The sequence below is a fragment of the Hyphomicrobium sp. CS1GBMeth3 genome, from assembly GCF_900117455.1.
Lineage (GTDB): Bacteria > Pseudomonadota > Alphaproteobacteria > Rhizobiales > Hyphomicrobiaceae > Hyphomicrobium_C.
On record NZ_FPHO01000003.1, the window covers coordinates 982,639 to 1,009,068 of the forward strand.

26 protein-coding genes are annotated in these 26,430 nt (G+C 64.4%); 14 read left to right on the forward strand and 12 right to left on the reverse strand.

Annotation, left to right across the window (positions count from 1 at the left end; genetic code table 11):
- Positions 1–210: 210 nt before the first annotated feature.
- The 10 genes from CS1GBM3_RS19955 to hrcA all read right to left on the reverse strand — a co-directional run bounded on the left by CS1GBM3_RS19955 (position 211) and on the right by hrcA (position 10,657).
- Complete coding sequence (locus CS1GBM3_RS19955) at positions 211–492, reverse strand: hypothetical protein (RefSeq protein WP_210186214.1); 282 nt, start codon at positions 490–492, stop codon at positions 211–213.
- Positions 489–2,369, reverse strand: a complete 1,881-nt coding sequence (locus CS1GBM3_RS11895; protein ID WP_072395537.1) for a monovalent cation:proton antiporter-2 (CPA2) family protein — start codon at positions 2,367–2,369, stop codon at positions 489–491. The genes CS1GBM3_RS19955 and CS1GBM3_RS11895 overlap by 4 nt, the downstream gene beginning before the upstream one ends.
- Before the next feature lie 221 nt (positions 2,370–2,590).
- Entirely contained in the window at positions 2,591–3,319 is a 729-nt protein-coding gene (trmD, locus tag CS1GBM3_RS11900) for a tRNA (guanosine(37)-N1)-methyltransferase TrmD (RefSeq protein ID WP_072395538.1), read from the reverse strand.
- A gap of 108 nt (positions 3,320–3,427) precedes the next feature.
- Positions 3,428–3,715 (reverse strand): DUF1330 domain-containing protein, encoded by a 288-nt coding sequence (locus tag CS1GBM3_RS11905; protein WP_072395539.1) that lies wholly within the window; start codon positions 3,713–3,715, stop codon positions 3,428–3,430.
- Between the two features lie 37 nt (positions 3,716–3,752).
- Complete coding sequence (pyrF, locus tag CS1GBM3_RS11910) at positions 3,753–4,490, reverse strand: orotidine-5'-phosphate decarboxylase (RefSeq protein ID WP_072395540.1); 738 nt, start codon at positions 4,488–4,490, stop codon at positions 3,753–3,755.
- A gap of 4 nt (positions 4,491–4,494) precedes the next feature.
- Positions 4,495–5,085, reverse strand: coding sequence for an NADPH-dependent FMN reductase (locus tag CS1GBM3_RS11915; protein WP_072395541.1), 591 nt, complete (start codon positions 5,083–5,085; stop codon positions 4,495–4,497).
- An 81-nt stretch (positions 5,086–5,166) separates the two neighbouring features.
- Complete coding sequence (gene dnaJ / locus CS1GBM3_RS11920; protein ID WP_072395543.1) at positions 5,167–6,324, reverse strand: molecular chaperone DnaJ; 1,158 nt, start codon at positions 6,322–6,324, stop codon at positions 5,167–5,169.
- Positions 6,325–6,486: 162 nt separating this feature from the next.
- A complete protein-coding gene (dnaK, locus tag CS1GBM3_RS11925; RefSeq protein ID WP_072395545.1) occupies positions 6,487–8,406 on the reverse strand; it encodes a molecular chaperone DnaK in 1,920 nt (639 codons plus the stop codon).
- Between the two features lie 392 nt (positions 8,407–8,798).
- Positions 8,799–9,485: a nucleotide exchange factor GrpE gene (grpE, locus tag CS1GBM3_RS11930; RefSeq protein ID WP_072395547.1), complete on the reverse strand. Its 687-nt coding sequence runs from the start codon at positions 9,483–9,485 to the stop codon at positions 8,799–8,801.
- Positions 9,486–9,598: 113 nt separating this feature from the next.
- Entirely contained in the window at positions 9,599–10,657 is a 1,059-nt protein-coding gene (hrcA, locus tag CS1GBM3_RS11935; RefSeq protein ID WP_072395548.1) for a heat-inducible transcriptional repressor HrcA, read from the reverse strand.
- A 242-nt stretch (positions 10,658–10,899) separates the two neighbouring features.
- Here hrcA and rph point away from each other — a divergent pair, with 242 nt between their 5' ends.
- From rph to CS1GBM3_RS11975, 8 genes are all read left to right on the forward strand, one after another.
- On the forward strand, positions 10,900–11,613 hold the full coding sequence (gene rph / locus CS1GBM3_RS11940) for a ribonuclease PH (RefSeq protein ID WP_072395550.1): 714 nt from the start codon (positions 10,900–10,902) through the stop codon (positions 11,611–11,613).
- A gap of 67 nt (positions 11,614–11,680) precedes the next feature.
- Positions 11,681–12,109 (forward strand): anthrone oxygenase family protein, encoded by a 429-nt coding sequence (locus CS1GBM3_RS11945; RefSeq protein ID WP_072395552.1) that lies wholly within the window; start codon positions 11,681–11,683, stop codon positions 12,107–12,109.
- The gene (locus CS1GBM3_RS11950; protein WP_072395554.1) at positions 12,094–12,525 is read left to right on the forward strand and encodes a VOC family protein; all 432 of its coding nucleotides are present in this window, start codon (positions 12,094–12,096) and stop codon (positions 12,523–12,525) included. The genes CS1GBM3_RS11945 and CS1GBM3_RS11950 overlap by 16 nt, the downstream gene beginning before the upstream one ends.
- On the forward strand, positions 12,522–13,400 hold the full coding sequence (gene rdgB / locus CS1GBM3_RS11955; protein ID WP_072395556.1) for an RdgB/HAM1 family non-canonical purine NTP pyrophosphatase: 879 nt from the start codon (positions 12,522–12,524) through the stop codon (positions 13,398–13,400). The genes CS1GBM3_RS11950 and rdgB overlap by 4 nt, the downstream gene beginning before the upstream one ends.
- Entirely contained in the window at positions 13,397–14,671 is a 1,275-nt protein-coding gene (gene hemW / locus CS1GBM3_RS11960) for a radical SAM family heme chaperone HemW (RefSeq protein ID WP_072395558.1), read from the forward strand. The genes rdgB and hemW overlap by 4 nt, the downstream gene beginning before the upstream one ends.
- Before the next feature lie 91 nt (positions 14,672–14,762).
- The gene (locus tag CS1GBM3_RS11965; RefSeq protein ID WP_072395559.1) at positions 14,763–15,344 is read left to right on the forward strand and encodes a YqaA family protein; all 582 of its coding nucleotides are present in this window, start codon (positions 14,763–14,765) and stop codon (positions 15,342–15,344) included.
- Between the two features lie 31 nt (positions 15,345–15,375).
- A complete protein-coding gene (locus CS1GBM3_RS11970) occupies positions 15,376–15,897 on the forward strand; it encodes a disulfide bond formation protein B (protein ID WP_072395560.1) in 522 nt (173 codons plus the stop codon).
- Between the two features lie 1,002 nt (positions 15,898–16,899).
- A complete protein-coding gene (locus CS1GBM3_RS11975; protein ID WP_072395561.1) occupies positions 16,900–17,115 on the forward strand; it encodes a hypothetical protein in 216 nt (71 codons plus the stop codon).
- Between the two features lie 117 nt (positions 17,116–17,232).
- On the opposite strand, the gene CS1GBM3_RS11980 is transcribed toward CS1GBM3_RS11975, so the two are convergent.
- Positions 17,233–17,793 carry an HNH endonuclease gene (locus tag CS1GBM3_RS11980; protein WP_072395562.1) on the reverse strand — a complete coding sequence of 187 codons (561 nt, stop codon included), beginning with the start codon at positions 17,791–17,793 and terminating at the stop codon, positions 17,233–17,235.
- A 173-nt stretch (positions 17,794–17,966) separates the two neighbouring features.
- The gene (locus tag CS1GBM3_RS11985; protein WP_072395563.1) at positions 17,967–18,638 is read right to left on the reverse strand and encodes a DNA-3-methyladenine glycosylase family protein; all 672 of its coding nucleotides are present in this window, start codon (positions 18,636–18,638) and stop codon (positions 17,967–17,969) included.
- A 116-nt stretch (positions 18,639–18,754) separates the two neighbouring features.
- Between CS1GBM3_RS11985 and gluQRS the strand changes: the two genes are divergently transcribed.
- The 6 genes from gluQRS (at position 18,755) to glcF (ending at position 26,384) form a co-directional block, all read left to right on the forward strand.
- On the forward strand, positions 18,755–19,639 hold the full coding sequence (gluQRS, locus tag CS1GBM3_RS11990; RefSeq protein ID WP_072397451.1) for a tRNA glutamyl-Q(34) synthetase GluQRS: 885 nt from the start codon (positions 18,755–18,757) through the stop codon (positions 19,637–19,639).
- Between the two features lie 169 nt (positions 19,640–19,808).
- Positions 19,809–21,212, forward strand: a complete 1,404-nt coding sequence (locus CS1GBM3_RS19960) for a DUF1287 domain-containing protein (protein WP_210186215.1) — start codon at positions 19,809–19,811, stop codon at positions 21,210–21,212.
- Positions 21,213–21,670: 458 nt separating this feature from the next.
- Positions 21,671–21,985, forward strand: a complete 315-nt coding sequence (locus CS1GBM3_RS12000) for a hypothetical protein (RefSeq protein WP_072395565.1) — start codon at positions 21,671–21,673, stop codon at positions 21,983–21,985.
- 196 nt (positions 21,986–22,181) lie between these two features.
- On the forward strand, positions 22,182–23,687 hold the full coding sequence (locus tag CS1GBM3_RS12005; RefSeq protein WP_083567506.1) for an FAD-linked oxidase C-terminal domain-containing protein: 1,506 nt from the start codon (positions 22,182–22,184) through the stop codon (positions 23,685–23,687).
- 58 nt (positions 23,688–23,745) lie between these two features.
- Positions 23,746–24,966 (forward strand): FAD-binding protein, encoded by a 1,221-nt coding sequence (locus CS1GBM3_RS12010; protein WP_072395566.1) that lies wholly within the window; start codon positions 23,746–23,748, stop codon positions 24,964–24,966.
- Positions 24,967–25,010: 44 nt separating this feature from the next.
- Positions 25,011–26,384, forward strand: a complete 1,374-nt coding sequence (gene glcF, locus CS1GBM3_RS12015; protein WP_072395567.1) for a glycolate oxidase subunit GlcF — start codon at positions 25,011–25,013, stop codon at positions 26,382–26,384.
- Positions 26,385–26,430: the final 46 nt, after the last annotated feature.

Here is a 26,430-nt window from a genome sequence, read left to right on the forward strand (position 1 = left end):
CGGCACCGGGACTGAAGTCCGCGTGTACGGCTCGTGCGGCTCCTTGTGGAGCAGACCCTTAATGGGAAATTGTTGGCCCGGCCTATAGCCGAAATGCAAGGCCCTGTCGAGGCCTAAGCAAGCCCAAACCTCACTGCCCGGCCCCCTCTGCCACCTGGGCCGGCTTGCGCATGAACAGTGCCAGAAGCGCCATGCCGGCAAACAGCGCCGTCAGCACAAGGAACACATCCGCGAACGCCAGAACGCTGGCTTGCGCCGCACGATGAGCGCGAGCTGCTTCACGGCCGCGAGGTCACCGTCCGGGATCTGCGCCGAAAGCTGCTGCGCGAGGCCCGCAAGCGTATCCTCCGCCACCGCACGTCCCCAGGCACGCTCTCGTGCAGCCGCCTCTACGCGATGGCCACGGAGCCCGCGTCCGACGACGAGATCCATAAGGTCGTCACGCCCGCAGTCCGCGTCTTCCTGGCCGCTTACGGTAATGAGCGGGCTCAAGCTGGCGGCGGCGATACGACCTGAGCAGGAGTGGTCGACTCCGGCTGCTCCTCGAGCACCTCCGCCGTCGACGGGCTCAACGCCGTGCCCTTCTTCTTCGGCAACGTCAGCGGCGTGGGTTCCGGGGTCGTCATATTGCCACGCAGGAGCTGGCGGCCGGCGCTGAAGCCCCCGACCAGTTGCAAAGCGAGGCGCTCTTCATCCCGCTTGCGCACGTCACGCGCGGTCTCTTCTGCCATTGCCGGATCAAAACCGAGCCCGACCAACACGTTCTTTCCAAACACCAGCGCCGACTCGAACATCTCACGGATTTGATAATCGACGCGCGCCTCGATCAGCCGCAGCGCATGCCCGCGGTCGAAGGCACGCACGAACAGCTTCGCCACCGGGAACTCGGCTTTGACGAGTTGCACGATGCGATCCGCCGTCTCGGGTTTGTCGACGCAGACCAGAATGGCCTCGGCCGTCTCCGCTCCTGACGCGCGCAGAACGTCGAGGCGCGTTCCGTCCCCGTAATAGACCTTGAAGCCGAACTTGCCCGCAGCCCGGATCATGTCAACATCGATCTCGATCAACGACACGTCGACGCCGTGCGCCAGGAGCGGCTGGCTGACGAGCTGGCCGAACCGGCCGAACCCGATGATCAGCACGCGGTTCTGTAGATCCTGGGCCTTCTCGATACCGTCGAAGGAGACCGTCTCCCGCGGCGCGTAACGGTCATAGAGAAGCAGGATGAGCGGCGTCAGCGCCATCGACAGGATGACGATCGCGCTCATGATCGCAGCCACGCGCTGGTCGAAGACGCCGTGGCTCAGCGCTGCCGCATAGAGCACGAAAGCGAACTCGCCGCCTTGGGCGAACAGAACCGACCTCAACAGCGCTTCCTGCCGGCTTGCCCGGAAGAGAACGGCAATGACGAAGATACCGATCGCCTTTGCGACCATGAACGCCATCACGCCAAGCACGATCAGAACCCACTCCCTTGCCACCAGCGCAAGGTCGAGCGCCATGCCGACGCTGAGAAAGAACAGGCCGAGAAGCAAGCCCTTGAACGGGTCGATGTCCGTCTCAAGCTGATTGCGGAAACTGGATTCCGAAAGCAGAACGCCGGCAAGGAAGGCGCCCATCGCCATTGAAAGCCCGCCCCACTGCATGAAGAGCGCCGCGCCGAGCACGACCATGAGCGAGGCCGCTAGCATGATCTCGCGCCCGCCAAGGGTCGCGACGAGACCGAACATCGGATTGAGCAGCCACCTGCCGGCCGCCACGACGGCGAGGATGGCAGCGGCGCCGATGGCAATGCTGATCCACACCGGCTGGTCGCCATCGGTCACGGTGCCGCCGTTGAAGGCCGCGAAGAGCGCCACCAACGCGAGTAGCGGCACGATCGCGAGATCCTCGAGCAGCAGGATGGAGACCGCCCGCTGCCCGGCCGGCGTCGCCGTCTCGCCGCGCTCGTCGAGCATCTTCATGATGACGGCCGTGGACGATAGCACGAAACCCATGGCGCCGATGACCGCCACCGGCACCGAAAGCCCGCCGAGATAGATACCGACTGCCGACAACAGCGCGCCGCAAGTCAGCACCTGCACGAGCCCCAGCCCGAAGATGTCCTGTCTCAGCGCCCAGAGCTTCGCCGGGCGCATCTCGAGTCCGATAATGAAGAGGAACATCACGACGCCAAGCTCGGCGACATGCAGGATCGCCACCGGATCGCTAATGAGCGCGAAGCCGAAGGGACCGATGATGACACCCGCGATCAAATAGCCGAGCACCGATCCAAGCCCGAGCTTGCGGAACAGAGGCACCGCCACGACACTCGCAGTGAGCAGCGCGACGGCGGGAGCGAGGCCGGCTATCGTCGTTTCACCTGCCATGGGGGATCCTTCTGTCCGGAAAGCTGCGTCTGAAGAGCCGCAACGATAAGGTTGCATTGCCTCGATAAAGCCTTTGCACCGCCTCGCGCAAGGTTATCGGCGGTCGCGGCGACGGCACGCGCCACCGCGCGCGGCGACGCACCACAGCCCATACGCATCATGCCCAAGATTGGAGCAGCCATTCACCGCAGAGGGCGCGCGGTGGCCGCTGCAAAAAAGCCTTAACGGTTCTTGCCCCGCGCGGACCACAGATCAGGGCGCCGCGCGCGCGTCAGCCGTTCGGCCTCGGCCCGCCGCCATTCCGCGATCTTCTTGTGGTCGCCCGACATCAGCACCTCCGGCGTCGACAGGCCCTCCCAGTCTCGCGGCTTGGTATACTGCGGATATTCGAGCAGCCCGTTCTCGAAGCTCTCGTGCGTAAGGCTCTCCTCGGCGCCGAGCACGCCCGGGATCAGACGTACGCAGGCATCGATCAGCACCATCGCGGCTATCTCACCGCCGGAGAGCACATAATCCCCGATCGACACTTCGGTCACGCCTCGGGCTTCGATGAGGCGTTCGTCGACGCCTTCGAACCGTCCCGCGAGGATCATCGCGCCTGGTCCATGCGAGAGCTCGCGGACGCGGTCCTGCGTCAGCGGCGTGCCCCGCGGCGACATGTAGAGAAGCGGCAGATCGCCATCGGTCTCTCGCGCGCGGTCGATCGTAGCCGCGAGCACATCCGCGCGCATCACCATGCCGGCTCCGCCCCCGGCCGGCGTATCGTCCACCGCCCGGTGACGCCCAATGCCGAAATCGCGGATCTGATGCAGCGCGAGCGACCACAGTCCCGCCTCGAGTGCCGTTCCGACCAGCGAAACGCTGAGCGGACCTGGGAACATCTCGGGAAAAAGCGTGAGCACGGAAGCGCGCCACGACGGACTGCCCGTGCTGGTCGGAATATGCGCCATGGACGGTGAAGCCTCAGCAAGCTGCCATGCGTTGCCTGACTATAGGCTCAAAGCGCCCGCTCCGCGCAATCGCGAACGGGCGTTGGCGCCAAGCGGCTGCGACGGGCGTTACACGCCCTCGACAACCGTGATGTCGATGCTGCCGGCACCCTGACGCAGCGCCTTTGCCTCGGCATACTCGGGGCTCGTAGCGTAGCCGATCGCTTGCTCGTAGCTCGGAAACTCCAGCACCACGTTGCGCTGTGTGCCGTTGCCCTCGAGGATCTGGCACTTGCCGCCGCGCACGATGGGCTTGCCCTCGTACTTGTCGAGCGCGACCTTCGACTTCGCGACGTACTGCGCCCACTTCTCTGCGTCCGTCACGATGGCGTGCGCGATGACATAACCCTTGGCCATGGTGTCTTTCCCGTTCGATTGGCGATGTTCGATGAGGTCAATGCGGACCGGAGGGGGCGGCCGCGGATTTGGCCACAGCCTCACGGATGTGATGCAGGAAGGTTTCGGCCGCGAGCTTCGGATCGTCCGCCTGGGTGATCGGGCGACCGACGACGATATGGTTCGCGCCCGCCATGATCGCGTGGTCCGGCGTCATGACCCGCTCCTGATCGTCGGTGGTACCGCCAGGAAGGCGGATGCCGGGCGTGACGATGAGGAAGTTCGGCCCTGTCGCGGCACGAATGCGCGCCGCCTCCTGTCCCGAGGCGATGACGCCGTCGAAACCGGCCGCATAAGCAAGCTCGGCGCGGCGCAACACCAGATCCGCCGGTGAGAGCGAAGAGCTCTGCTGCGCCAGATCATCCGCCGAAAGGTTGGTGAGCACAGTCACCGCGAGCAGCTTGACCTTGCTGCCGGCCCGCCCCGAGACGGCCGCGCGCAGCGTCTTGAGATCAGGGCCATGCACGGTGAGGAAGGTCACGTCGAGTTCGGAAGCATTGGCGACGGCGCGCTCGACGGTGTTGCCGATGTCGAGCAGCTTCATGTCGAGGAAAACCTTCTTCCCCTGCCGGCTGAGGTCGCGGGCAAGATCGAGCCCGCCCGCGAACAAGAGCTCGAGCCCCACTTTGTAGAACGACACGGTATCGTCGAGAACCGCCACCAGCCGACGGGCTTCCTCGGTGGTCGGCATGTCGAGCGCGACGATCAGACGATCCTGAAGATGAATGCCGGTCATGGGATCAACCGTGGAGCACGTGGGCGGCGCGCGCGAGGGTCTGAATGAGCTTCTTGAAGCTTTCTTGGGCTTCTTTGTTCTTGAGGTGGCCGTTGTCCTCGAACGCGTCGGCAGCCTTCGGCACCGCGAACTGCCCCGGCAGAACCAGCGCACTGAGCCCAAGCTCGAGCGTCGTGCGAACCGTGTTGAGACCCCGCAGTCCGCCCATGCCACCCGGAGACGCCGAGCCGAGCGCGAACACGCGCGTCTTGTAGACCGCGAGCGGCTCCTCGCCCTCGATACGCACGCGGCTCACCCAGTCGAGCGTGTTCTTGAGCAACGGCGTGATGGACGCATTGTATTCGGGGCACGCGATGAAGATGCCGGTGTGCACTTTCATCAGGGCCTCGAACTTGTAGGCGTTCTCGGGAATGCCCTCGAGGGCCTGCAGATCGGCGTCGTAGAGCGGCATCGGATAGTCGCCGAGATCGGCGAAGGTAGCCGCAATTCCATTTGCCTCAGCGATCTCCGCGCCGAGCACGGCAAGCCGCTTGTTGTAGGAAGCATCCCGTGCGCTGCCGGCAAAGAAGAGGAGCTTGGTCGACGAATGGCTCATGCGGTCTCCGTGATCGCCGTTGTTTTTCTATGCTCCCAGGCCGAAAGCGTTCGCCGCTCGCAAAGCACAAGCGCTGCTCTGCTAGCCGCTCTTGCCATCGAAGAAATCCTTGACCTTGGCGAAGAAGCCGCTGCTCTCAGGGCTCGTTTCCTTGTGGCTTTCGGTCTCGAATTCCTCGAGCAGCTCGCGCTGGCGGCGCGTCAGGTTCCGCGGCGTCTCGACATCCACCTGAATGTACATGTCGCCCACGGATTTCGAGCGCAGCACCGGCATCCCCTTGCCCTTGAGACGGAACTGCTTGCCGCTCTGCGTCCCTTCCGGGATCTTGACCCGACTGACGGCGCCCTCGAGCGTCGGAACCTCGATCTGCCCGCCGAGCGCCGCTGTCGTCATCGAGATCGGCACCTTGCAGAACACATCCGCTGCGTCGCGCTGGAAGAACGCGTGCGGCTTAATCGAGAGGAAGATGTAAAGATCACCCGGCGGACCGCCGCGCAGCCCCGCCTCGCCGTCGCCGACGAGACGCACCTTGGTACCGTCCTCGACACCGGCCGGAATGTTGACCTGCAACGTGCGCTCGCGCGTGACGCGGCCCGAGCCCGAGCAGGCCGTGCACGGGTCGTCGATCACCTCGCCGCGGCCGATGCAGGTCGGGCACGTCCGCTCGATGGTGAAGAAGCCCTGGCTGGCGCGCACCTTGCCGATGCCGCCGCAGGTCGGACACGTGGACGGCTTGGTACCGGGCTTCGCTCCGGTGCCCGAACACGTATCGCAGGCAACGCTCGTCGGCACGCGGATCTCGGCCGCTTTGCCGTTGAAAGCCTCTTCGAGCGTGATCTCCATATTGTAGCGCAGATCAGCGCCGCGCTCGCGCGTGCTCCCGCGCCGTTGGCCGCCACCACCGCGCCGACCGCCCATGAACTCGCCGAAGAGATCGTCGAAGATATCCGACATGGAGGAGGCGAAGTCCGGCCCGAACCCGCCGCCGGGATGGCCGCGCCCGCCCATGCCATGGTCGAAGGCCGCGTGGCCGAACCTATCGTAGGCCGCGCGCTTCTGCGGATCCTTGAGGGCTTCGTACGCCTCGTTGAGGTCCTTGAACCGCTGCTCGGCATCCGCGTCGCCGGGATTGCGGTCGGGATGATATTCCTTCGCAAGCCTGCGAAAGGCGGATTTGAGATCCTGCTCGCTCGCCGTGCGTGGAACACCGAGAATGTCATAGTAGTCGCGTTTTGCCATGGGGCGGCATTCTATCCGGCGGCATGAGGCGGGAAGCAAGCCTTATGACCCGGAACCGGGCCATGGGCTAGAAGCGCCCGGCCGCTAGAACAATAAAAAACCCCTCCCCGGCCCTGCGGAAAGCGTCCGCAACGGGCCGGAGAGAGGAATGCGTGGCGAGCGTTAACCCGCCTTCTTCTTGTCGTCCTTGACCTCTTCGAAGTCCGCATCAACGACATTGTCGTCTCCGCTCTTCTCGGAGGAGGCCTCATCAGAGGCGGCGCCGTCGCCGCCCTTGGCAGCATAGATTGCCTCGCCGATCTTCATCGCTACCTGAGCCAGCGACGTGGTCGCAGACTTGATGCGCTCCACGTCGTCGGAGGCGATGGCTTCCTTGGCGGCCTCGATCGCCTTCTCCACATCCTCTTTGACGGCGGCCACACCTGGGTTCGCCCCGTTCTCGGTGAGCTCCTTCTCGGTCGAGTGGATGAGAGCCTCGGCCTGGTTCCTGGTCTCGACCAGCTCGCGCTTCTTCTTGTCCTCGGCGGCGTGCGCCTCCGCGTCCTTGACCATCCGATCGATCTCGGAATCCGAGAGACCGCCCGAGGCCTGAATGCGGATCGACTGCTCCTTGCCCGTCGCCTTGTCCTTGGCAGACACGTGCACGATACCGTTGGCGTCGATGTCGAACGTCACCTCGACCTGCGGCACGCCGCGCGGCGCCGGCGGAATGCCGACGAGATCGAACTGGCCGAGCAGCTTGTTGTCGGCCGCCATCTCGCGCTCGCCCTGGCTGACGCGGATCGTCACGGCATTCTGCCCATCCTCGGCCGTCGAGAACACCTGGCTCTTCTTGGTCGGGATGGTGGTGTTGCGATCGATCAGGCGCGTGAACACACCACCCAGCGTCTCGATGCCGAGCGACAGCGGCGTCACGTCGAGCAGCAGCACGTCCTTGACTTCGCCCTTGAGGACGCCGCCCTGGATCGCAGCACCGACAGCCACGACTTCGTCCGGGTTGACGCCCTTGTGGGGCTCCTTGCCGAACAGCTCCTTCACGACCTGCTGCACCTTAGGCATGCGCGTCATGCCGCCGACGAGAACGACCTCGTCGATCTCGGCAGCCTTGAGGCCAGCATCCTTGATAGCCTGCTCACAGGGACCGCGCGTGCGCTGGATCAGGTCGTCGACGAGGCTCTCGAGCTTGGCGCGCGTGAGCTTCATCGTGAGATGCTTCGGTCCCGTCTGATCCGCCGTGATGAACGGCAAGTTGATCTCAGTCTGCGACGAGGACGACAGCTCGATCTTGGCCTTCTCGGACGCCTCCTTGAGACGCTGAAGTGCGAGCTTGTCGCTGCGCAGGTCGATGCCCTGCTCCTTCTTGAACTCGTCGGCCAGATAGCTGACGAGCTTCATGTCGAAGTCTTCGCCGCCGAGGAAGGTATCGCCGTTGGTGCTCTTCACCTCGAACACGCCGTCGCCGATCTCGAGAATCGAGATGTCGAACGTACCGCCGCCGAGGTCGTAGACCGCGATGGTCTTGGCGCCCGACTTCTTGTCGAGTCCATAAGCGAGCGCGGCCGCCGTCGGCTCGTTGATGATGCGCAACACCTCGAGCCCGGCGATCTTGCCGGCGTCCTTGGTCGCCTGACGCTGGGCATCGTTGAAGTAGGCGGGAACCGTGATGACGGCCTGCGTAACGGTCTCGCCGAGCTTGGCTTCGGCGGTTTCTTTCATCTTCTGCAAGATGAAGGCCGAGATCTGCTGCGGCGAGTACTGCTTGCCGTTAGCCTCGACCCAGGCATCGCCAGTCGGTCCCTGAACGATCTTGTAGGGGACGAGCTTCTTGTCCTTCTCGACCAGCGGATCGTCGTAGCGGCGACCGATCAGACGCTTGATCGCGAAAAAGGTGTTGGTGGGGTTGGTCACCGCCTGGCGCTTGGCGGGAAGTCCGACCAGGCGCTCGCCGTCATCCGTGAAAGCGACGATGGACGGCGTCGTGTTCACGCCCTCGGCATTCTCGAGCACCCGGGGCTTGCCCCCTTCCATAACGGCGACGCACGAGTTCGTGGTGCCGAGGTCGATACCGATGACTTTTGCCATGTCTCCGAAATCCTCTTCGTTGCGGCAGACCGTCCGGACCCTTGGTTAGGCCGGCGCCCGGTTTTGTCCGTTGGCCTCCGGGCAGGAGGCATTGGAGTACGGTCCCCAGGAGAACAATTGATGATGGGCGGTTATATAGGGTGGGCTTTTCGGCGCGCAACGGGCGCTTCCCACCGCCTCAGGATCAATTTAGGGGCCGTTGGTTTAACACTTCTCACGTCCTCCGACGCAAGCACTTTGCCGACGTTTCGGCCGAAACCGCGCGTGATGAGCGCCGAAGCGCAACATGAGCCGGACCGTGCCGGCCGGATGTTACCGATCAGTCCCCATCACGGGCTGCGTCAATCGGCACCCGCGAGGCAGTGGTTCACTGCCCCTCGCGTACCACGTCGTCAGACCACGTTGTCATTGCCCGCCGGCGGCGCGTCGGAGGACGCCGACGCCTCGGCGGAGCCATCGCCGCTCGGCTCAGCCTGCTCGGCCGGAGGAGCAGGCTTCTGGCCACCCTTGGCGATCACCACCATGGCCGGCCTCAGCACCCTGTCCTCGATGACGTAGCCGCACTGGAACACCTCGAGGATGGTGCCCGGCACCACGTCGGTGTTCTGCATCTCCATCATCGCCTGATGCTGGTGCGGGTTGAACAGCTCGCCCTTCGGGTTGATTCGCTTGACGCCATTGCGTTCGAGCACGTTGAGAAACTCGCGCTCGGTCATGCTGACGCCCTCGACGAGGCTCTTCAGAACCGCGTCCTGATCGGCGGCCCCGGCCGGAACCGCCTGAATGGCGCGCTCGAAATTGTCGGCCACCGCCACCACATCGCGCGCAAACTTGGTGATGGCGTACTTTGCCGTCTCCTCGCGCTCGCGATCGGCCCGTTTGCGGAGGTTATCCATCTCGGCGTGCGCCCTGAGCAGCCGGTCCGTCAGATCGGCGATCTGCCCCTGCAGGGTATCGACCTCGGCCGCAAGCCGCTGAGCCTCCTGCGCCGGATCAGCCGCAGCCTCGGGCGTGCCAGCTACGTCTGGCCCCTGGGCTCCGCCGGGTGAACTTGGATTTCTTGAGGTTTCGTCAACCATGCCTGCTCCGCGTCGAGTGAAAATTGGGCGCGGGGCGTGCGCGCCTGCGTCGGATGACGCACGCAGGCGGCCGCCCGAACATGCGCCCGATATCAGCCCCTAGGACAAAAAAATCAAGTCAGCACGCGGCTCACCAGCCGCGCCGTGTAGTCGACCATCGGAATGATACGGGCATAGTTGAGGCGAGTCGGGCCGATGACGCCGAGCACGCCGACCACCTTGCGGTCCGTATCATGGAACGGCGCCACGATCAGGGATGAGCCCGACAGAGAGAACAGCTTGTTCTCCGAGCCGATGAAAATGCGCACCCCGTCCGCATGCTCGGCGAGCCCAAGGATCTGCAGAAGATCGCGCTTCGTCTCGAGATCATCGAAGAGCTGCCGGATACGCTCGAGATCGTCGACCGCGGAGAGGTCCTTGAGCAGGTTAGCCTGCCCGCGCACGATCAGGCTCTTGCGGTCGTCGACAGTACCGGACCACTCCGCGAGCCCGGCTTTGATCACCTTCTGCGTCAGCTTGTCGAGCTCGGCCTTGGCCTTTCCGAGCTCCGCCTCGACGGCATCACGCGATTCCGCGATCGTAAGGCCCCGTATGTGCGCATTGAGGTAGTTCGCCGCTTCCACAAGTGCCGACGGCGGAAGCCCGGCCGGAATGTCGATCAGGCGGTTCTCGACATTCTGATCCTCGTCGACGAGCACGACCAGAGCCCGCGTCGGATCGATGGGAACGAAATCGATGTGCTTGAGTCGCGCCACCTGCTTCTCGGCTAGCACCACGCCGGCGCAGTGCGAGAGGCCGGAGATCATCTCGCCCGCCTCCGTCAGCACCTGATCGAGCGACTTCGTGCGCTTGACCGCGAGCTGCGCCTCGATCTGGCGCCGCTCGTCCTCGCTCAGATCTCCGACCTCGAGCAGACCGTCGACGAACATGCGCAGCCCGGATTGCGTAGGCAACCGCCCCGCCGAGGTGTGCGGCGCATAGATGAGGCCCGCGTGCTCGAGGTCGCTCATCACGTTGCGGATAGAAGCTGGCGACAGTGCCATCGGAAGTACGCGCGACAGATTGCGCGAGCCGACGGGCTCACCCGTCGCCAGATAGCTGTCGACGATCTGTCTCAGAATCGTGCGAGAACGGTCGCTGAGCTTTTTGATCTCGGATTGCGGTTCGGACATCGCTGTTCATGCCTCTCGGCGACGATACCACGGCGCCACAAGAAGCCTAAAAATGGCGGTTTCTTCCGTAAACACAAGACCTCTTCCATTGACACCGTGCTCGGATCGACGCCTGCGCGCCTGCCGTGATTGAGGTTGATCCCGCAAGTCCGCTCCCGTAGGGTCGCGCCGAAAGCGGCGGGGTTGCGGCAGTGAGCCTGGTCCTGCTCCGCACGACAATCTGCAACAATTCGCGAGCCCATATGCGCCCTTCCAAACGCCAGCCAGGCGAGCTTCGCCGCGTCTCCCTCGAACGCGCGGTCTCCATGCATGCCGAGGGCTCGTGCCTGATCAAGTTCGGCAACACGCACGTCCTGTGCACGGCGAGCCTCGAGGAGCGCATCCCGCCGTGGCTGAAGGGACAGGGGCGCGGTTGGGTCACAGCCGAGTACGGCATGCTGCCACGTGCCACCACCGACCGCACGCGCCGCGAGGCAGCAGTCGGCAACCAGTCCGGCCGCACGCAGGAAATTCAGCGCCTGATCGGCCGCGCGCTCCGCGCAGTGGTTGACCTGCCAAAGCTCGGCGAGCGGCAGATCACCATCGACTGCGACGTCATCCAGGCCGACGGCGGCACGCGCACGGCCGCCATCACCGGCGCCTGGGTAGCGCTCCACGATTGCATCCAGTGGATGAAGCTGCGCGATATGGTGAAAGAGGGCGTGCTGCGAGACCACGTCGCTGCCGTGTCCTGCGGGCTCTACAAGGGCGCGCCGGTTCTCGACCTCGACTACGCCGAGGACTCGACCGCCGACGCGGATTCGAATTTCGTGATGACGGGCGCCGGCGGCATCGTCGAGGTGCAGGGTACTGCCGAGACGCTCGCCTTCAGCCAGGAGAGCTTCGACCAGTTGATGGCACTGGCGAAGAAGGGCATCGCCGAGCTGATCGAGTTGCAGAAGCTCACGGTTGCGTAGCCGGGCGGCACTTGCATCAGCGCGCCACGGAGAGCGGCCCTGCCCAAGCGACAGATGGAGCACGATCATGCTCACCGGACATCTTGCCCTGACCGTTGCGGCCCTCTTCACTGGCGCGGCGCTTTACATCAACGTCTCCGAGCAACCCGCCCGTTTGCAGCTCGACGACCGCGCGTTGCTGACCCAGTGGAAACCGAGCTACAAGCGCGGCTTTGCCATGCAGGCTCCCTTGGCCGTAATCGGCTTCCTGCTCGGTGCAGCGGCTTGGTGGAGCACGAGCGATTGGCGCTGGCTCGCGGGCGGCGTCGTTCTGCTGGCAAACTGGCCCTTCACGCTGATAGGCATCATGCCGACGAACAATCAACTGATGGGCACCGCGCCGGAAGCCGCCGGTCCCCAAACGCGCGCCTTGATCGAACAGTGGGGCGGGCTGCACGCAGTCCGCACGTTTCTCGGCGTCTTGGCCACGGTGATATTCCTATGGGCTCTGAGCTGACAGCAAAACCCCTCGCAGTTCTCGAAAGCATTCTGTACACGCGTGACCTCGGCGTAGCGGAAGCATTTTACAATCGGCTGCTTGGCCGCGAGCCCTACGCCCGCGTCGATGGCCGTCACATCTTTTACAAACTCGAAAGCCAGATGCTCCTGATCTTCAATCCCGAAGCCACGCGAAAGCCGCCTGCGAAAGACGGTCTCCCTCTGCCACCGCACGGCGCCGAAGGCCAAGGCCACATCTGCTTTGCCGCCAGCGCATCTGACATCGACCACTGGCGCGACCATCTTGCCGACATGGGTGTTGCGATCGAAGCCGATTTCGAATGGCCGAACGGCGGCCGCTCGATCTACTTCCGCGATCCCGACGGCAATTCCATAGAATTTGCCGAACCGCGCATCTGGGGGTTCGAGGCATGAAGCAGCTCGAGCCCGGCAGCCGCCTCGTCGTGGCCAGCCACAACCCCGGCAAGGTTTGGGAGATCAAGGAGCTCATCGCGCCGTACGGCTTCGATGCCGTCTCCGCGGCCGATCTCGCGCTTTCCGAGCCCGAGGAAACGGAATCCACGTTCGAAGGCAACGCGCGCCTCAAAGCCCTAGCCGCAGCCAACCCCTCGGGCCTGCCGGCGCTCGCCGACGACTCGGGACTCGAGGTCGACGCACTCGACGGCGCTCCCGGCATCTACTCCGCCCGTTGGGCAGGCCCCGGCAAGGACTTCGCGCTCGCCATGGAGCGCGTGTACGACGCCCTCGCCGAGAAGGGCGCCTGGGACGGCCTGCCGCCACGCGCCAACTTCATCTCCGTGCTGTGCCTGGCCTGGCCCACCGGCGAGCATCGGATTTTCGAAGGCCGTGTCTACGGGACACTGCGCTGGCCGCCGCGCGGCGGCAACGGCTTCGGCTACGACCCGATCTTCGTCCCAGATGGCGACACACGCACGTTCGGCGAGATGGAGCCCGCTGATAAATACGCGATCTCCCACCGCACGCGCGCCTTCGAGGCCTTCAAGCGCCATTGCCTCGAGAAGGTCGAAGCGCGCGGGTCAGCGCCGAAGGATGGCCGCGATCTCGAGGCCCTTGAAGCCGCCGCCCGCAACCTCTCGACACAGGCCGAGCTAGCCCGCTTCATCACCGGCCTGCGCGACGACCTCGCCGAGAATGGTTCGGCTTGGCAGGCACGCGACCTCGCGGCCTTCCTGCAGGCTCTTGAAACAGCCGCCGTCACGGCCGACGTCCCCGAGCAGGAGCCCCGCTGGCGGACCCTGGCGCGGGCGCTCTTAGCAGCGAGCAAATGACCAGCGCCATACCCATAGATACGAGCGACGAGCCAGGCTTCGGCGTCTACATCCACTGGCCGTTCTGTGCCGAGAAGTGCCCCTACTGCGACTTTAACAGTCACGTGCGCTTTGGCGGATGGGACGAGCCCCACTTTCTCGCCGCCTACAGGCGCGAGCTGAATCACGTCGCGCAACTGATGGGGAGGCCGCGCGCCGTCACCTCGATTTTCTTCGGAGGCGGCACGCCGTCGCTGATGCAGCCAGCGACGGTGGCGGCAATCCTCGACCACATTGCATCACTTTGGTCGATTGCATCCGACGCCGAGATCACGCTCGAAGCCAACCCCGGCAGCGTCGAGGCCGCCCGCTTTGCCGGCTATCGCACAGCCGGCGTCAACCGCGTCTCGATCGGCGTGCAGTCGCTACGTGAAAACGATCTCAAGCGCCTCGGCCGCATCCACTCGGTTGCCGAGGCCAAGGCCGCCGTCGCCCTTGCACAGAGGACGTTCGACCGCGTCTCGTTCGATCTCATCTATGCGCGCCCGGAGCAGACCGGGTCAGACTGGCGAGCCGAGCTTGCGGAAGCTCTCGCCATGGCAAGCGGTCATCTCTCGCTCTATCAGCTCACCATCGAGGCAGGCACACGCTTCGCCGACCTCTACGATAGAGGCCGCCTGAAAATCCCCGCCGCCGAAGCAGCTCACGATCTCTATGAGCTGACGCAGGAGATGACGGCCGCGGCCAGCCTCCATCAGTACGAGATTTCGAACCACGCCCGGCCGGGCGACGAAAGCCGGCACAATTTGCTTTACTGGCGCTATGGCCCCTATGCCGGCGTTGGCCCCGGCGCCCACGGCCGCGTCGCGACACCAACCCAGCATCTCGCCACCTCGACCGAACGCAATCCAGAACGCTGGCTCGCGCGGATCGAGGAAAGAGGCCACGGCATCATCGAGACCGAAGTGCTGACGCCACAAGCCCGTACCGACGAAATGCTGCTGATGGGCTTGCGCCTCGAAGAAGGCATCGACCTCGACAGGCTCGCAGCGATAGGAGGCCTGACCCCCAGCACGTCGACCATCGAAGGATTGATGCGTCAGGGTCTCATCGAACGCTTACCCGACCATCACGAATCCGGTCTCGACGACATCCGCGCCTGCCTCGGCCCAGGCCTCGCGCCGGCGACGAGGATGGCCGCGCCATTGAGCCGCATACGCGCCACCGAAGCCGGCCGCTTTCTCTTGAACCGCCTCGTGCTCGAGCTGTCGGCAAGCCTTGAATGTAAGTAAGACGCTTCACCAAGATAAGCGCGCTCTGATGGACAATGACAGCGCCGCCCACTAAGCACGCAGGTGTGGCGAACGGGGGAGGTCCCAGCACATCATGCGGCGCATGTACGATTGGATGATGGCGCAGGCGCGCTCATCGCGGGCACCTCACGCTCTGTTCTGGGTCTCGTTCATCGAGAGCTCGTTCTTCCCGATCCCGCCGGATGTGATGCTGATCCCGATGGTGATCGCGAACCGGCTGAAGGCTTGGTTCTACGCCACGGTCGCCACACTGGGCTCCGTCATCGGCGGCGTGTTCGGCTACCTGATCGGCTTCTTCTTCTTCGAACAGATCGGCCGCCCCATCCTCGAGTTCTACGGCAAGGCCGAGAGCTTCGGCGAGTTCACGAGCTGGTTCAACGAATGGGGTGTCTGGATCCTGATCATCAAGGGCATGACGCCGTTCCCGTACAAGGTGCTGACCATCACCGCCGGTGTGACGCACATGCCGCTGCTCGAGTTCATCATCGCGAGCATCGTCGCCCGCTCCATGCGCTTCTACCTCGTCGCGGGCCTGCTCTACTTCTTCGGCGAACCGATCAGGGAGTTCATCGAGAAACGCCTGAGCCTCGTGACCACGGTCTTCGTGGTGCTATTGGTGCTGGGTTTTGTGGCCGTCAGGTATGTGTTCTAAGATCGGGGCGACGCTAGGAGGCCTCTAGCCCATGCTGACGCTCGACATCCCGGATCGCGGCGCCGCCTATCGCTACGGCGGACTCGCCCTGTTCCTTGCCGCGACAGTCATCCTGACCGCGCTCGGCTTCGAGCACCTCGGCGGCTACGCACCGTGCCCGCTCTGCCTGCTGCAGCGCTATGCCTACTACGCGGCAATCCCGCTGCTGTTCATCGCCATGGCGCTCTCGACCGAGCTGCCGCGCGTTGCCGGTTTCATCTTTTTCGCGGTGGCGCTTGCCTTCCTCGCCAACGCCGGGCTCGGCGTTTACCACGCTGGCGTGGAGTGGAAGTTCTGGCCGGGCCCCGACACCTGCGCCACGGCGCAGACACTTCCCGCTTCGCCCGCCGATCTTTTGCGCGGGCTCTCCGAATCGCGCGTCATCCGCTGTGACGAGGCGGCGTGGACGTTCGCCGGACTTTCGATGGCCGGTTGGAACGTCGTCGCCTCGCTCGTCATCTTCGCGTTCACGCTGAAAGCGGCCTTTCTCTCCGCCGCGTCGCGAGCGGAATAACGGGCCGATTCAACGCCTTCCAATTATCAACAACAGACGCCGGTCGAACAAAAATCGAGCCGGCTGAAGCATTTGCGCGCCGCGCCTGTGGCCGCGTCGCATCGAGTCAAGATCATATCAACAGGCCGTCGATTTTCCGCCCTCGCGTGGCCACAGTGTCACGGTTAATTGCTCTCATTCGCGGAACACAAAAGGAACTTCTGTTGTGAGCGTACCGCGTCGGGAGGGAAAGTCGAAGCAATGTGAGTCCGTCGCGCAACAGCGCGCGGATGTCCCGGCCGAGACAGCCACCTCCCACGAATTGGCGCAGAACAAGGGGTCTCCCCGAGCCGAGATCAGGTTTTCAACAGATGTCCGTTCCGCTGACCGGAACAAGTTGAGTGAGCGTTGCGTCAGTTGCGTATCGAGTGCCGTTGCGTTGCGTAAGCGTGAGTTGCGTACCAGTGAGTGGCGTCAAGACGTAGTTCGTAGTGCGTACCCCCCTGCTTCTCCCAAGAACATGCTGACCAGCATGTTCAAACGAATGCAGCGGGCCGCTCGGTTGAAAAAGTCTCAGCGTATCGCCGAGCGGCTCGCACCCCAGTTCAAGCGTTCCGAACTCTCGTTCTGCGTATCCGGAAAAGCGTGAGCGTATGTGCGTTCGCGGCCTGCATGGTCGTGCCCAGTGAGTGAGAGTGAGTGAAGTCGATGCACGAAGAGAGTGTGTGGCGTCCGTTGCATGAAGTTGTTGGCGTAATCCTCGAGGCAGCCCGCGACAAAGGCCAGACGCCTTCCGCCGAACCCTCGAACGAGTGAGCAGGATTGAGGCCGGGCCCTGCAAGTGTGCGTATCCCGGCCGCGAAATTCGGAAGCGCGTTCAGCTTCCAACGGTAAGGCAAGCATACCGGGCGCCTGACATCAGTCCCAGTTGGTGCCGCATGAACCGGTCGCGCGTAGCGGCACTGAGAGCCGGTGTGCTTGCCCCACGATACGTCGCGTTACAGTAGACATGAGGAGCGATCGATGATCCCCGAGCACATCAATCCGATGCAGTGGCATCAGGCCGTCGGCATTGCGCGCCAGTCCTGCGCACGCTTCTTCCGCGACGGCGCCACCGCCAAGGACGCCATGCGCGCATTCGGCGCCGACGTGGGGACCGCAGACGTTGCCGATTGGGGAAAGGCCGTCGAAGCCATTGCCCACGTGCTGTGCGCACGGCCGGAAAAGCGCGCTGCCTGAGCGCCGCTGACAGTCACGAGCGTCGTTAGACCTTCCAGTCTCGGCCCCGGCAACGGGGCCCGTTTTTTTTTGCGCAGTTTGCGGGAACGCGGAGCGGGAAATCGCTGCGCGATCGCACTACGGCTCGAGCTCGGTATCCCAGTAGAGGTAGTCGAGCCAGCTATCGTGCAGGTAGTTGGGAGGGAACAGGCGGCCGTTGCGGTGCAGTTCGAACACCGTCGGCCGGTAAGGATGCTGGAAGGGCTTCATGCCGGCAACCCACGGCATCTCGCCGCCCTTCTTGAGATTGCAGGGCGCGCATGCGGTAACGACGTTGTCCCAGCGCGTCTGCCCGCCGCGCGAGCGCGGGATCAAGTGATCGAACGTGAGGTCCTCGCGCGAATTGCAGTACTGGCACGAGAAGCGGTCGCGCAGGAACACGTTGAAGCGCGTGAACGCCGGATAAAACGCGGGTTTGACATAGGTCTTGAGCGAGACGACGGACGGCAGCCGCATCTCAAAGCTCGTGCTCCGGACCGTCCGGTCATACTCGGAGACGATGTTGACGCGGTCCAAAAAGACAGCCTTCACCGACTCCTGCCAGCTCCAGAGCGACAACGGGTAGTAGCTCAGGGGCCGGAAGTCGGCGTTGAGAACCAGTGCCGGAAAAGACTCCGGCGTGGCAGCATGAGCATTCACAAGCTTGCTTCCAGTCGGTTCTTGCGAATCGGGGCGTCACCCCCGGGTTCGGGCCCGGATACTAGCGACGCATGTCAGCTCTGTGAAGACCAAGGTCCAGGAGCAGCATTTCGGCGCTGGATCAGCGGGATAATCGAAGTTTTTACGCGGGAATCCGACGATTGGATGACCGCTCAGCCACGGTTCCGCTTGGCGTAGAACGACCAAAGGAGCAGCGCCGCGACGCCCCGCCAGGGCCGCCAGCGCTCTGCGAGAGCCTCGAGTTCGACGGCGCTCGGACGCTCCGCGAGCGCGAAAGCGCGTTGCACGGCAACCTGCAGCGCAAGATCACCCGCCGCGAAACCGTCCGCATGCCCAAGGCAGAAGAGCGTATAAATGTCGGCGGTCCACGGACCGATACCGCTGATTGCCAAGAGGTTGGCGCGAAGATCGTCGAGCGGCACCCGCGCGTCGAACGAAAGCCCCCCGGAAACGACAGCCTCCGCTGCCGCGCGCAACGTGCGGATTTTTCCCTGCGAAAGGCCCGCCGTACGCAGCGCCGCGATGTCCATGGCGAGCAGCGTCGCCGCATCGAACGGATCGACCGCAACCTCGGTACGCGACCAGATCGCCCGCGCACTGGCTTCCGAGAGCTGCTGGCCGACGACGACCCGCGCCAGCCCCGCAAACCCCGGCGAATGGCGCCGGGGTGCTGGATCGCCGACAAGGTCATGCACGCGCTTGATCGTCGGGCAGAGCTTGCGCAGCGCCCGCGTCCCCACGCGCACATCCGCCGGCGTCGTGATGAGCCGGACGGCCACCACGCGTGGCGTTTTGGCTTTCGGTGAACGAAGCTCTCCCTTCAAAGGGCAAGGCCTCCCGCTTTTCGTGGCGTGCGGCTCAAAGTAGGGTGCCGCCCAATGAAATGGAATGCCTGCCGGACAAGGCGCGGCCCAATGAAACGAGGACCGGAGATTTCGACGTGAGCCCGCGCCCCGTCCTGCGCTTCGCACCGAGCCCCAACGGCGAACTGCACCTCGGCCACGCACTGTCCGCGCTGGTCGGGTTCGACATGGCGCGCCGGTTCGGCGGCCGTTTCCTGCTGCGCATCGAGGATATCGATATCACGCGCTGCCGCGAGGAGTACGTGACGCAGATCTACGAAGACCTCGCCTGGCTCGGCATCACGTGGGAAGAGCCGGTGCTGCGCCAGAGCCTGCACTTCACCACCTACAGCGCCGCATCCGACACGCTTCTGAAGCTCGGCCTCCTCTACCCCTGTTTCGCAACGCGCTCCGAGATCGCCGAGGCGACGGAAACACGACCCGCCGTGACCGACCCGGACGGTTCACCGCTCTATCCCCGCCTGCACAAGAATCTGCCGAGTGAGGAGATCGCCGCACGCCTCACGCGCAACGAGCCATTCGCGCTGCGTCTCGACATGGAACGTGCACTCGACGCGCTGGAGCGCATGACCGGCAAACGGCGTGTCACGTTCACCGAGCTCAACGAAACGGGGCGGCCCGAGACTGTCGAGATGGATCCTGACGATTGGGGCGACGCCATCCTGGTACGCAAAGATGTGCCGACCAGCTATCACGTGGCGGTCACTGTGGACGATGCCCGTCAGGGTGTAAGCCACGTCACCCGAGGCCGAGACCTCTTCGCGGCCACGAGCCTGCACCGCCTGCTCCAGATTCTCCTCGGCCTGCCGGAGCCGATTTATCATCACCACCGCCTGCTGACCGGAGCCGATGGTCTGAAGCTTTCGAAGAGCGCGGGAGATACCTCGCTCACCGCCCTGCGCCGGCAAGGCATCAGCCCGCAGGAGATCCGCCGCTTAGTGGGCCTTTCCGGCAACGCTTGACCGTCACAAGCACTTCGTCCGTTTCAGAACACCGTTTTCCAATGGTGAGCTACGAGCTTGTTGCGTAAAATTCGATAATTAAGGGGGTACGCGTTCCGGGGGGACACCCTAAACCGTGAAAAAGCCGCGCAAGTCACGGCCGAATGCGAGGCATCGCGCGTGCAAGGCGGTGCCAACGTCGAAACGCGCCCTGCCGTTACCGCGAAAATCAGTCCGCCTCAAAGACGTGGTCCAGGGCGTAACGCAGCGTGGGGCCACATACGCGGCGATCGCCAAAACCAATTTCGCCGCTCTGGCTCACTCTATACGTAGCCTCATCTCGGAGGATCTGGGGGCGGGCCTGCACCGCTTCCGCACCGGAACGCGTGCGCTGGCCGTACCCTACGCGCGCGATGAACGCGAGACGCTCGCCCTTCTGTTCCTGCCGGTCCTGCTCGTCGCTTCGGTCCTCGCGGCCTACCAATCCGCCCGCACGCTTCATGGCTATGTGGCGGCGATCGCCATGCCGGAGGAGGAGATCGGCACCGCTACGTCCCGCGAAATGAGCGGTGCAGTGCCGGTCGCAATGCCACGATCGACGCTCGCGGAAGTGACGGACCGCGGTACCGTCACCGTCGTGACCGCAAGGCTACCCGCCGTCTTCGCGCCACAGGAAGAACCTAAGAGCTCGCTCGCGCCGCCGCCACTCGCCGAAATCGCGACGAGCAAATCCCTCGGGCCGCAAACGCTGCAGAGCGCGCATCCTGAGATAGTCATTGCAAGACCCGCACCACGCCCGGACGCCGTCGGCTTCGATGCCGAAACCACGCTCGCGCTTTTGGCACCGGCAGGCGAAATGGCGCCGCATCTCTTGCCGGTTTCACCCGCACCCATTGAAGCGCTTGAAGCGGACGCGGGCGGCAATCCCATCCGTCCCGGCATCTGCACAATTGATGCGAAACCGCGGCTCGAAACGGCGTCCCTCCCAACCAGCCTATCCGCGCGCAACAGCGAAGCCTTCGGCCTTCACCTGGCGACCGCAGCCCAATCCCAGATCGGCAGGTTCGTCATCTATGACGAGACCTATCGCAGCATCTCCTACCCCATGGGCGACGTGCACGATCTCTACGGCGTCTGCACGGACCTTGTCGTGCGGGCCTACCGCGCACTCGGGATAGACCTGCAGGCGCTCGTGCATCGGGCACGCTCCGGCCGCGGCGATGCCAGCATCGACCATCGCCGCACGGAGGTTTTGCGGCGCTTCTTCGCCGCCCACGGGGAAAACCTACCGGTGACGACGTTCCCAGAGGACTACCGGCCAGGCGACATCGTCACCTACTACCGCCCGCAAAACCAGCGGACCCGCGCTCACATCGCCATCGTATCGTCGGTCATGGCGCCGTCCGGCCGGCCAATGATCATCCATAATCGCGGTTGGGGACCACAGCTCGAGGACGCCCTCTTCGTCGATGAGATCACCGGGCACTATCGCTATCGCGGTCCAACTGCCACGGGCAATGCAAGCCGCGGCGCGCCTTTCGTTCCAGCCTCGCTCAGTGCGGCCGCCCTTTCGCCCGTCGACCGGCGCTATTGACCCGTCTTTTATTTACACGTGTATATGCCCCTGCATTAATAAAATGTTAGCCATGCAATTTCATGATCTATTTCGCGTTGCGGCGGATCTCGAAAATCTGAATCGAAAAAATGCGCTTGCTTACGCGCACGAATAAGCTCAGCTTTTCCAAGCCCACCGAAATGCTGCGAATCTCGAATTGCGCCGCAATGCACCGCATTGCGCCTCGCATTCGCTCCTGAGCACGGACTTTCGAATGCTTGGCTTTCGCCTGAACCCGCCCAGCCCCTTCTGGCTCGAAGACCTGATGTACCTCGTCGTAGACGAGGTACGCCGCCTGCCGGCCCGGGCCACCGCAGCGATGGCCGCCACCCGCCGCTTAAGGGACAGGATCGGAGCCATCGACCCCACAGAGTGGATGCGCCGCAAACCCCAGGCAGCGCCGACGGTCCAGGCAGCCACGCCCCCCCCCCCGTCGGATGGAGGTCCTGCCGCTCGACGATCCGGAGGAATGGACACTCGCCACCGAGCCGCTCGTCGCGGCCGAAGCCGGGGCCGAGGCGGCCGTTGCCCTGCACCAGGCAGCCAGCGAGCAGCTCGACGCCTTGACCTACGCCTTCGAGCGCATCCGCGACGAGCTGCGGTCCATGATGATCTACGCACCGTTCAAGGATAACACGGTGCACCATCTGCACGATGCAAAGGCCCTCGACACCAACATCGAGGCCCTGCTTGAGCTGTCGCGCAGGAATGCTGCAACGCGTCCAAAAGATCGCGTGCGCCCCGCCGCCTAGATATCGGCTTTCCGCAAGCCGCCCAGCAGGGTCTGCGCCGGCGCCAGACCTGAGATAAACGCGCCTCGATATTGCCGCGCTGCTCTCGTCATGCGAGACTCTCTGTCCTGTGTGACGAGCGGCGAGGGCGGTCGCGTTTCCGTCGGTGTTCGGTTATGACATTGCCAGCTCCCGCCCGTCAAAGAAAGAACAACGGATGTCGTCGATCGCGCTACCCAGTCCAGATCCGGACATCGTCGCGAGACGAGACCAGATCGTGCGCGATCTCGTCGCCCTCTGCGGCGCAGACTCCGTGATCTCGGACGAGGACGGCCGGCGGGCATTCGAGACCGACGCACTGACGGCCTACCGGCAGATGCCGCTTGCGGTCGTGCTTCCAACGTCCACGGAGGGCGTCGCGACCGCGCTCAAATACGCGCACGCCAACGGCATCCGCGTCGTGCCGCGCGGAGCAGGAACCTCGCTCTGCGGCGGCGCGCTACCGCTCGAGGACGCCATCGTCATCGGCGTCTCGAAAATGAATCGCGTGCTCGACATCGATTTCGAGAACCGCTTCGCCCGCGTCGAAGCCGGCATCACCAATCTCGCGATCTCGAATGCAGTCTCGCCCGAGGGCTTCTTCTACGCGCCGGATCCCTCGAGCCAGCTCGCCTGCACGCTGGCCGGAAACCTGGCCATGAATTCGGGCGGTGCCCATTGTCTGAAATACGGTGTCACCACGAACAACGTGCTCGGCGTCAAGCTCGTGACCATCGACGGCGAGATCATCGAGATCGGCGGAACGCACCTCGACGCTGAGGGCTATGACCTCCTGGCCCTGATCGTGGGCTCCGAAGGTCAGTTCGGCATCGTCACGGAGGCGACGGTGCGCATCCTGCGCGCGGCCGAGGGTGCACGCCCCATGATGATCGGCTTCGAATCCTCCGCCAAGGCCGGCATCTGCGTGGCGCGCATCATCGCCTCCGGCATCATTCCGGTAGCCATCGAGTTCATGGACAAGCCGGCCATCGAAGTCTGCGAGGCCTTCGCCAAGGCCGGCTACCCGACCGACGTCGAGGCGCTGCTGATCATCGAAGTTGAAGGCTCCGAGCAGGAGATCAACGACCGCCTCGCCTACATCGCCAGCATTGCGCACGAGTTGAACCCGCAGGCGCTCGTCGTCAGCGCCTCCGACGAGCAGAGCGCCAAGATCTGGAAGGGCCGCAAATCGGCCTTCGGCGCCCTCGGACGGATTGCGGACTATTATTGCATGGACGGGACGATTCCACTCGCCCACCTGCCGCACGTCCTCGAGCAGATCTCCGAGATCTGCCATCGGCATGGACTGAAGGTCGCCAACATCTTCCACGCCGGCGACGGAAACCTGCATCCGCTCGTCATGTACGACGCGAATGCACCCGGTGAGACCGAAAAGGCGGAAGCGGCCGGCGCCGAGATCCTGAAACTGTGCGTCGCCGTCGGCGGATGCCTGACCGGCGAGCACGGCGTCGGCATCGAGAAGCGCGACCTCATGCGCGCCCAGTTCACCGAAGAAGACATCGCCGTGCAGCTCCGCATCAAGTCCGTGTTCGATCCGGACTGGCTCCTGAACTTCGGCAAGGTGTTCCCGCTCGACGCGGTCGAAGGATACATGGCCAAGATCGCGGCAGAGATGCAGGCTCACCAGAAGCGGCCGGAGGCCGATCCGGCTGAGGCAGCGTGATGAGCGGCCCCGAGACACACCTGCGCTCGCCACTCCTGCTCGGCGGGAAGGAGCATCCATGAACGACATCATGCGTCCCGCCACCGAGTGGGAGCTGAAAAGCATGATGGCGGCACTTGCCGAGCGCGCAATCCCGGTCGAGATCCTGGGCGCGGGTTCGAAGCGCGGCGTCGGGCGTCCCGTCATCGCCCCCGTTGCGCTGACAACGGGCGCCATGCGTGGCATCTCGCTCTACGAGCCGGCCGAGCTGGTCATGAGTGCCCGCGCCGGTACGCCCCTGTCGCAGATCGAGGTCGAGCTCGCCTCACGGGGCCAGATGTTGCCGTTCGAGCCTATTGATCTCGGCCCGGCGCTCGGCACCGGAGCCGGTTTGCAGACCATCGGGGCCATATTTGCTTCCAACATCTCGGGTGCGCGCCGCATCGCGGCCGGCGCCGCGCGTGACTTTCTGCTCGGTGTGCGCGGCGTAAACGGCCGCGCCGAGATCTTCAAGTCCGGTGGCCGCGTGATGAAGAACGTTACCGGCTACGACGTGGCACGCGGCCTTGCCGGCAGCTGGGGCACATTGGCGGTGCTGTCGGAGGTCACTTTCAAGGTGCTGCCGCTGCCCGATGACGTGGTAACGCTCGTCTATCCGGATCTCACCGAGGATCTGGCCGTCGAGCTGATGAGCCTCGCCATGATCCAGCCTTATGAGGTGTCAGGCACGGCGCACCTGTCGCCCGCGCTTGTGAGCCGCCTCAAGCACAAGGACCTGTCCGGAGCCACCACGTCCCTGACGGCGATCCGGCTCGAAAACTTCACGCGTTCGATCACCTACCGCAAGCAGAAGATGCGCGAGGTGCTCACGGCCTACGGCGCACCGCTGGAGCTCGACCTCGAAAGCTCTCTCGAGTTCTGGAGCGAGGTGCGCCGCTTGTCGTTCTTCCCGCCGAACGGAACGCACATCTGGCGCATCTCGACGACGCCAAGCGAGGCGCCGGCCCTCGTCGCGGCCGTGCGCCGCCACATGCACGTCGAGGCGTTCTACGACTGGTCCGGCGGTCTCGTCTGGCTCGAAACGCCGGCCTCGGCCGATGCCGGCAGTGCGGACATCCGCCGCGCAGTCGCCACACACGGCGGCCATGCTACGTTGATCCGCGCTGACGACAGCGTGCGCCGTAACGTCGAGGTGTTCCAGCCGCTCGCGCCCGCGATCGACCGGATCACGCGCGGGATCAAACAGACTTTCGATCCCCTGCGTCTCCTGAACCCCGGCCGCATGTACGCAACGATGTAGAGACTTCGGCTTGGCAACGGCCTCGCCGCACGGAAAGACCGACGATGCAGACGAACTTCGCGTCCGACCAGCTTTCGAACCCGCGGCTCGCGGAAGCCGATCGGATTCTGAAGCGTTGCGTGCATTGCGGCCTCTGTACGGCAGTGTGCTCGACCTACGTCGTGCTCGGCGACGAGCGCGACAGCCCGCGCGGGCGCATCTACCTGATCAAGGACATGCTCGAGCGCGGCGAGGAGCAGCCGCCGTCCGAGCAGGTCCGTTACCACGTCGATCGCTGCCTGACGTGCCTCTCCTGCATGTCCACATGCCCGAGCGGCGTCGACTACGTGCACCTCGTCGATATCGCGCGCGCCGAGATCGAGGAGCGCACGACGCGTAGCTTCAAGGAGCGGGCGCTGCGCCAACTCCTTGCCTTCCTGATCCCCTACCCACGCCGCTTTCGCTTCGCGCTCAAGGCCGCGCCGCTGGCACGCCCGTTCAAGCCGCTCTTGGAGCGGTTCGGCTTCAAGGAGCTCGCGGCCATGCTGGAACTGGCACCGACCGCGGCCATAACGAGCGAAGCGCGCTTCGGCGGGCCCGGCACGGCCGTCACGCACGGCGAGCGCCGCGCGCGCGTGATCATGATGACGGGCTGCGTCCAGCAGGTGTTGAAGCCTGACATCAACGACGCCACCATCCGCCTCCTAGCGCGGCGCGGCGTGGACGTTGTCGTCGCCAATGGCGCCGGATGCTGCGGAGCCATCGTCCAGCACATGGGGCAGGAAGCAGAAGCAAAGAAGCACGCGCGGCGCAACATCGATGCCTGGATCAAGGAGATCGATCGCGGCGAGGTCGACGCCATCATCATCAACGCCTCCGGGTGCGGCACCACCGTCAAGGACTACGGGCACCTGATGCGCAACGATCCGGCCTACGCCGAGAAGGCCAAGCGGATCTCGGCGCTTGCCAAGGACGTCTCGGAATTTCTTTATGACTATCAGCTGGGCGCACCGGAGCGCTGGTCGTCGCTACGCGTCGCCTACCATTCGGCATGCTCGCTGCAGCACGGCCAGCGCATCCACGACGAGCCTCGCGCATTGCTGAAGCAGGCGGGCTTCGCTGTTGTCGACGTGCCGGAAGGGCACATCTGCTGCGGCTCGGCCGGAACCTACAACATCCTGCAGCCCGAGATCGCCGGGCAGCTCAAGAAACGGAAGCTAGACCACATCCGCTCGACGCGGGCGGACGTTGTCGCCGCCGGCAACATCGGCTGCATCACGCAGCTCGAACCTTCGAGCGACACGCCCTTCACGCATACCGTCCAGCTTCTCGACTGGGCCTACGGCGGCCCTGCGCCGCCCGGTCTCGAGCATCTGGCGGGCTTCGTGACGGACGTGCCGAAGCCAAAGCGCCAGATCGAAGACTACATCGAGACCTGATCCATAGGCGTCACGCCATCGACACGCCGCATGCCTAGAACGCCCC

Bases quoted from the DNA above. Each gene is read 5' to 3' on its own strand.
- CS1GBM3_RS11945 (WP_072395552.1), top strand. From the start codon at position 11,681: ATGCTCACCGGACATCTTGCCCTGACCGTTGCGGCCCTCTTCACTGGC.
- CS1GBM3_RS11970 (WP_072395560.1), top strand. From the start codon at position 15,376: ATGCTGACGCTCGACATCCCGGATCGCGGCGCCGCCTATCGCTACGGC.
- grpE (WP_072395547.1), bottom strand. From the start codon at position 9,485: ATGGTTGACGAAACCTCAAGAAATCCAAGTTCACCCGGCGGAGCCCAG.
- hemW (WP_072395558.1), top strand. From the start codon at position 13,397: ATGACCAGCGCCATACCCATAGATACGAGCGACGAGCCAGGCTTCGGC.
- CS1GBM3_RS12000 (WP_072395565.1), top strand. From the start codon at position 21,671: ATGGAGGTCCTGCCGCTCGACGATCCGGAGGAATGGACACTCGCCACC.
- glcF (WP_072395567.1), top strand. From the start codon at position 25,011: ATGCAGACGAACTTCGCGTCCGACCAGCTTTCGAACCCGCGGCTCGCG.
- CS1GBM3_RS12010 (WP_072395566.1), top strand. From the start codon at position 23,746: ATGAACGACATCATGCGTCCCGCCACCGAGTGGGAGCTGAAAAGCATG.
- pyrF (WP_072395540.1), bottom strand. From the start codon at position 4,490: ATGACCGGCATTCATCTTCAGGATCGTCTGATCGTCGCGCTCGACATG.
- dnaK (WP_072395545.1), bottom strand. From the start codon at position 8,406: ATGGCAAAAGTCATCGGTATCGACCTCGGCACCACGAACTCGTGCGTC.
- CS1GBM3_RS11950 (WP_072395554.1), top strand. From the start codon at position 12,094: ATGGGCTCTGAGCTGACAGCAAAACCCCTCGCAGTTCTCGAAAGCATT.
- CS1GBM3_RS11895 (WP_072395537.1), bottom strand. From the start codon at position 2,369: ATGGCAGGTGAAACGACGATAGCCGGCCTCGCTCCCGCCGTCGCGCTG.
- trmD (WP_072395538.1), bottom strand. From the start codon at position 3,319: ATGGCGCATATTCCGACCAGCACGGGCAGTCCGTCGTGGCGCGCTTCC.
- rdgB (WP_072395556.1), top strand. From the start codon at position 12,522: ATGAAGCAGCTCGAGCCCGGCAGCCGCCTCGTCGTGGCCAGCCACAAC.
- rph (WP_072395550.1), top strand. From the start codon at position 10,900: ATGCGCCCTTCCAAACGCCAGCCAGGCGAGCTTCGCCGCGTCTCCCTC.
- CS1GBM3_RS11975 (WP_072395561.1), top strand. From the start codon at position 16,900: ATGATCCCCGAGCACATCAATCCGATGCAGTGGCATCAGGCCGTCGGC.
- CS1GBM3_RS11905 (WP_072395539.1), bottom strand. From the start codon at position 3,715: ATGGCCAAGGGTTATGTCATCGCGCACGCCATCGTGACGGACGCAGAG.
- CS1GBM3_RS11915 (WP_072395541.1), bottom strand. From the start codon at position 5,085: ATGAGCCATTCGTCGACCAAGCTCCTCTTCTTTGCCGGCAGCGCACGG.
- CS1GBM3_RS12005 (WP_083567506.1), top strand. From the start codon at position 22,182: ATGTCGTCGATCGCGCTACCCAGTCCAGATCCGGACATCGTCGCGAGA.
- hrcA (WP_072395548.1), bottom strand. From the start codon at position 10,657: ATGTCCGAACCGCAATCCGAGATCAAAAAGCTCAGCGACCGTTCTCGC.
- dnaJ (WP_072395543.1), bottom strand. From the start codon at position 6,324: ATGGCAAAACGCGACTACTATGACATTCTCGGTGTTCCACGCACGGCG.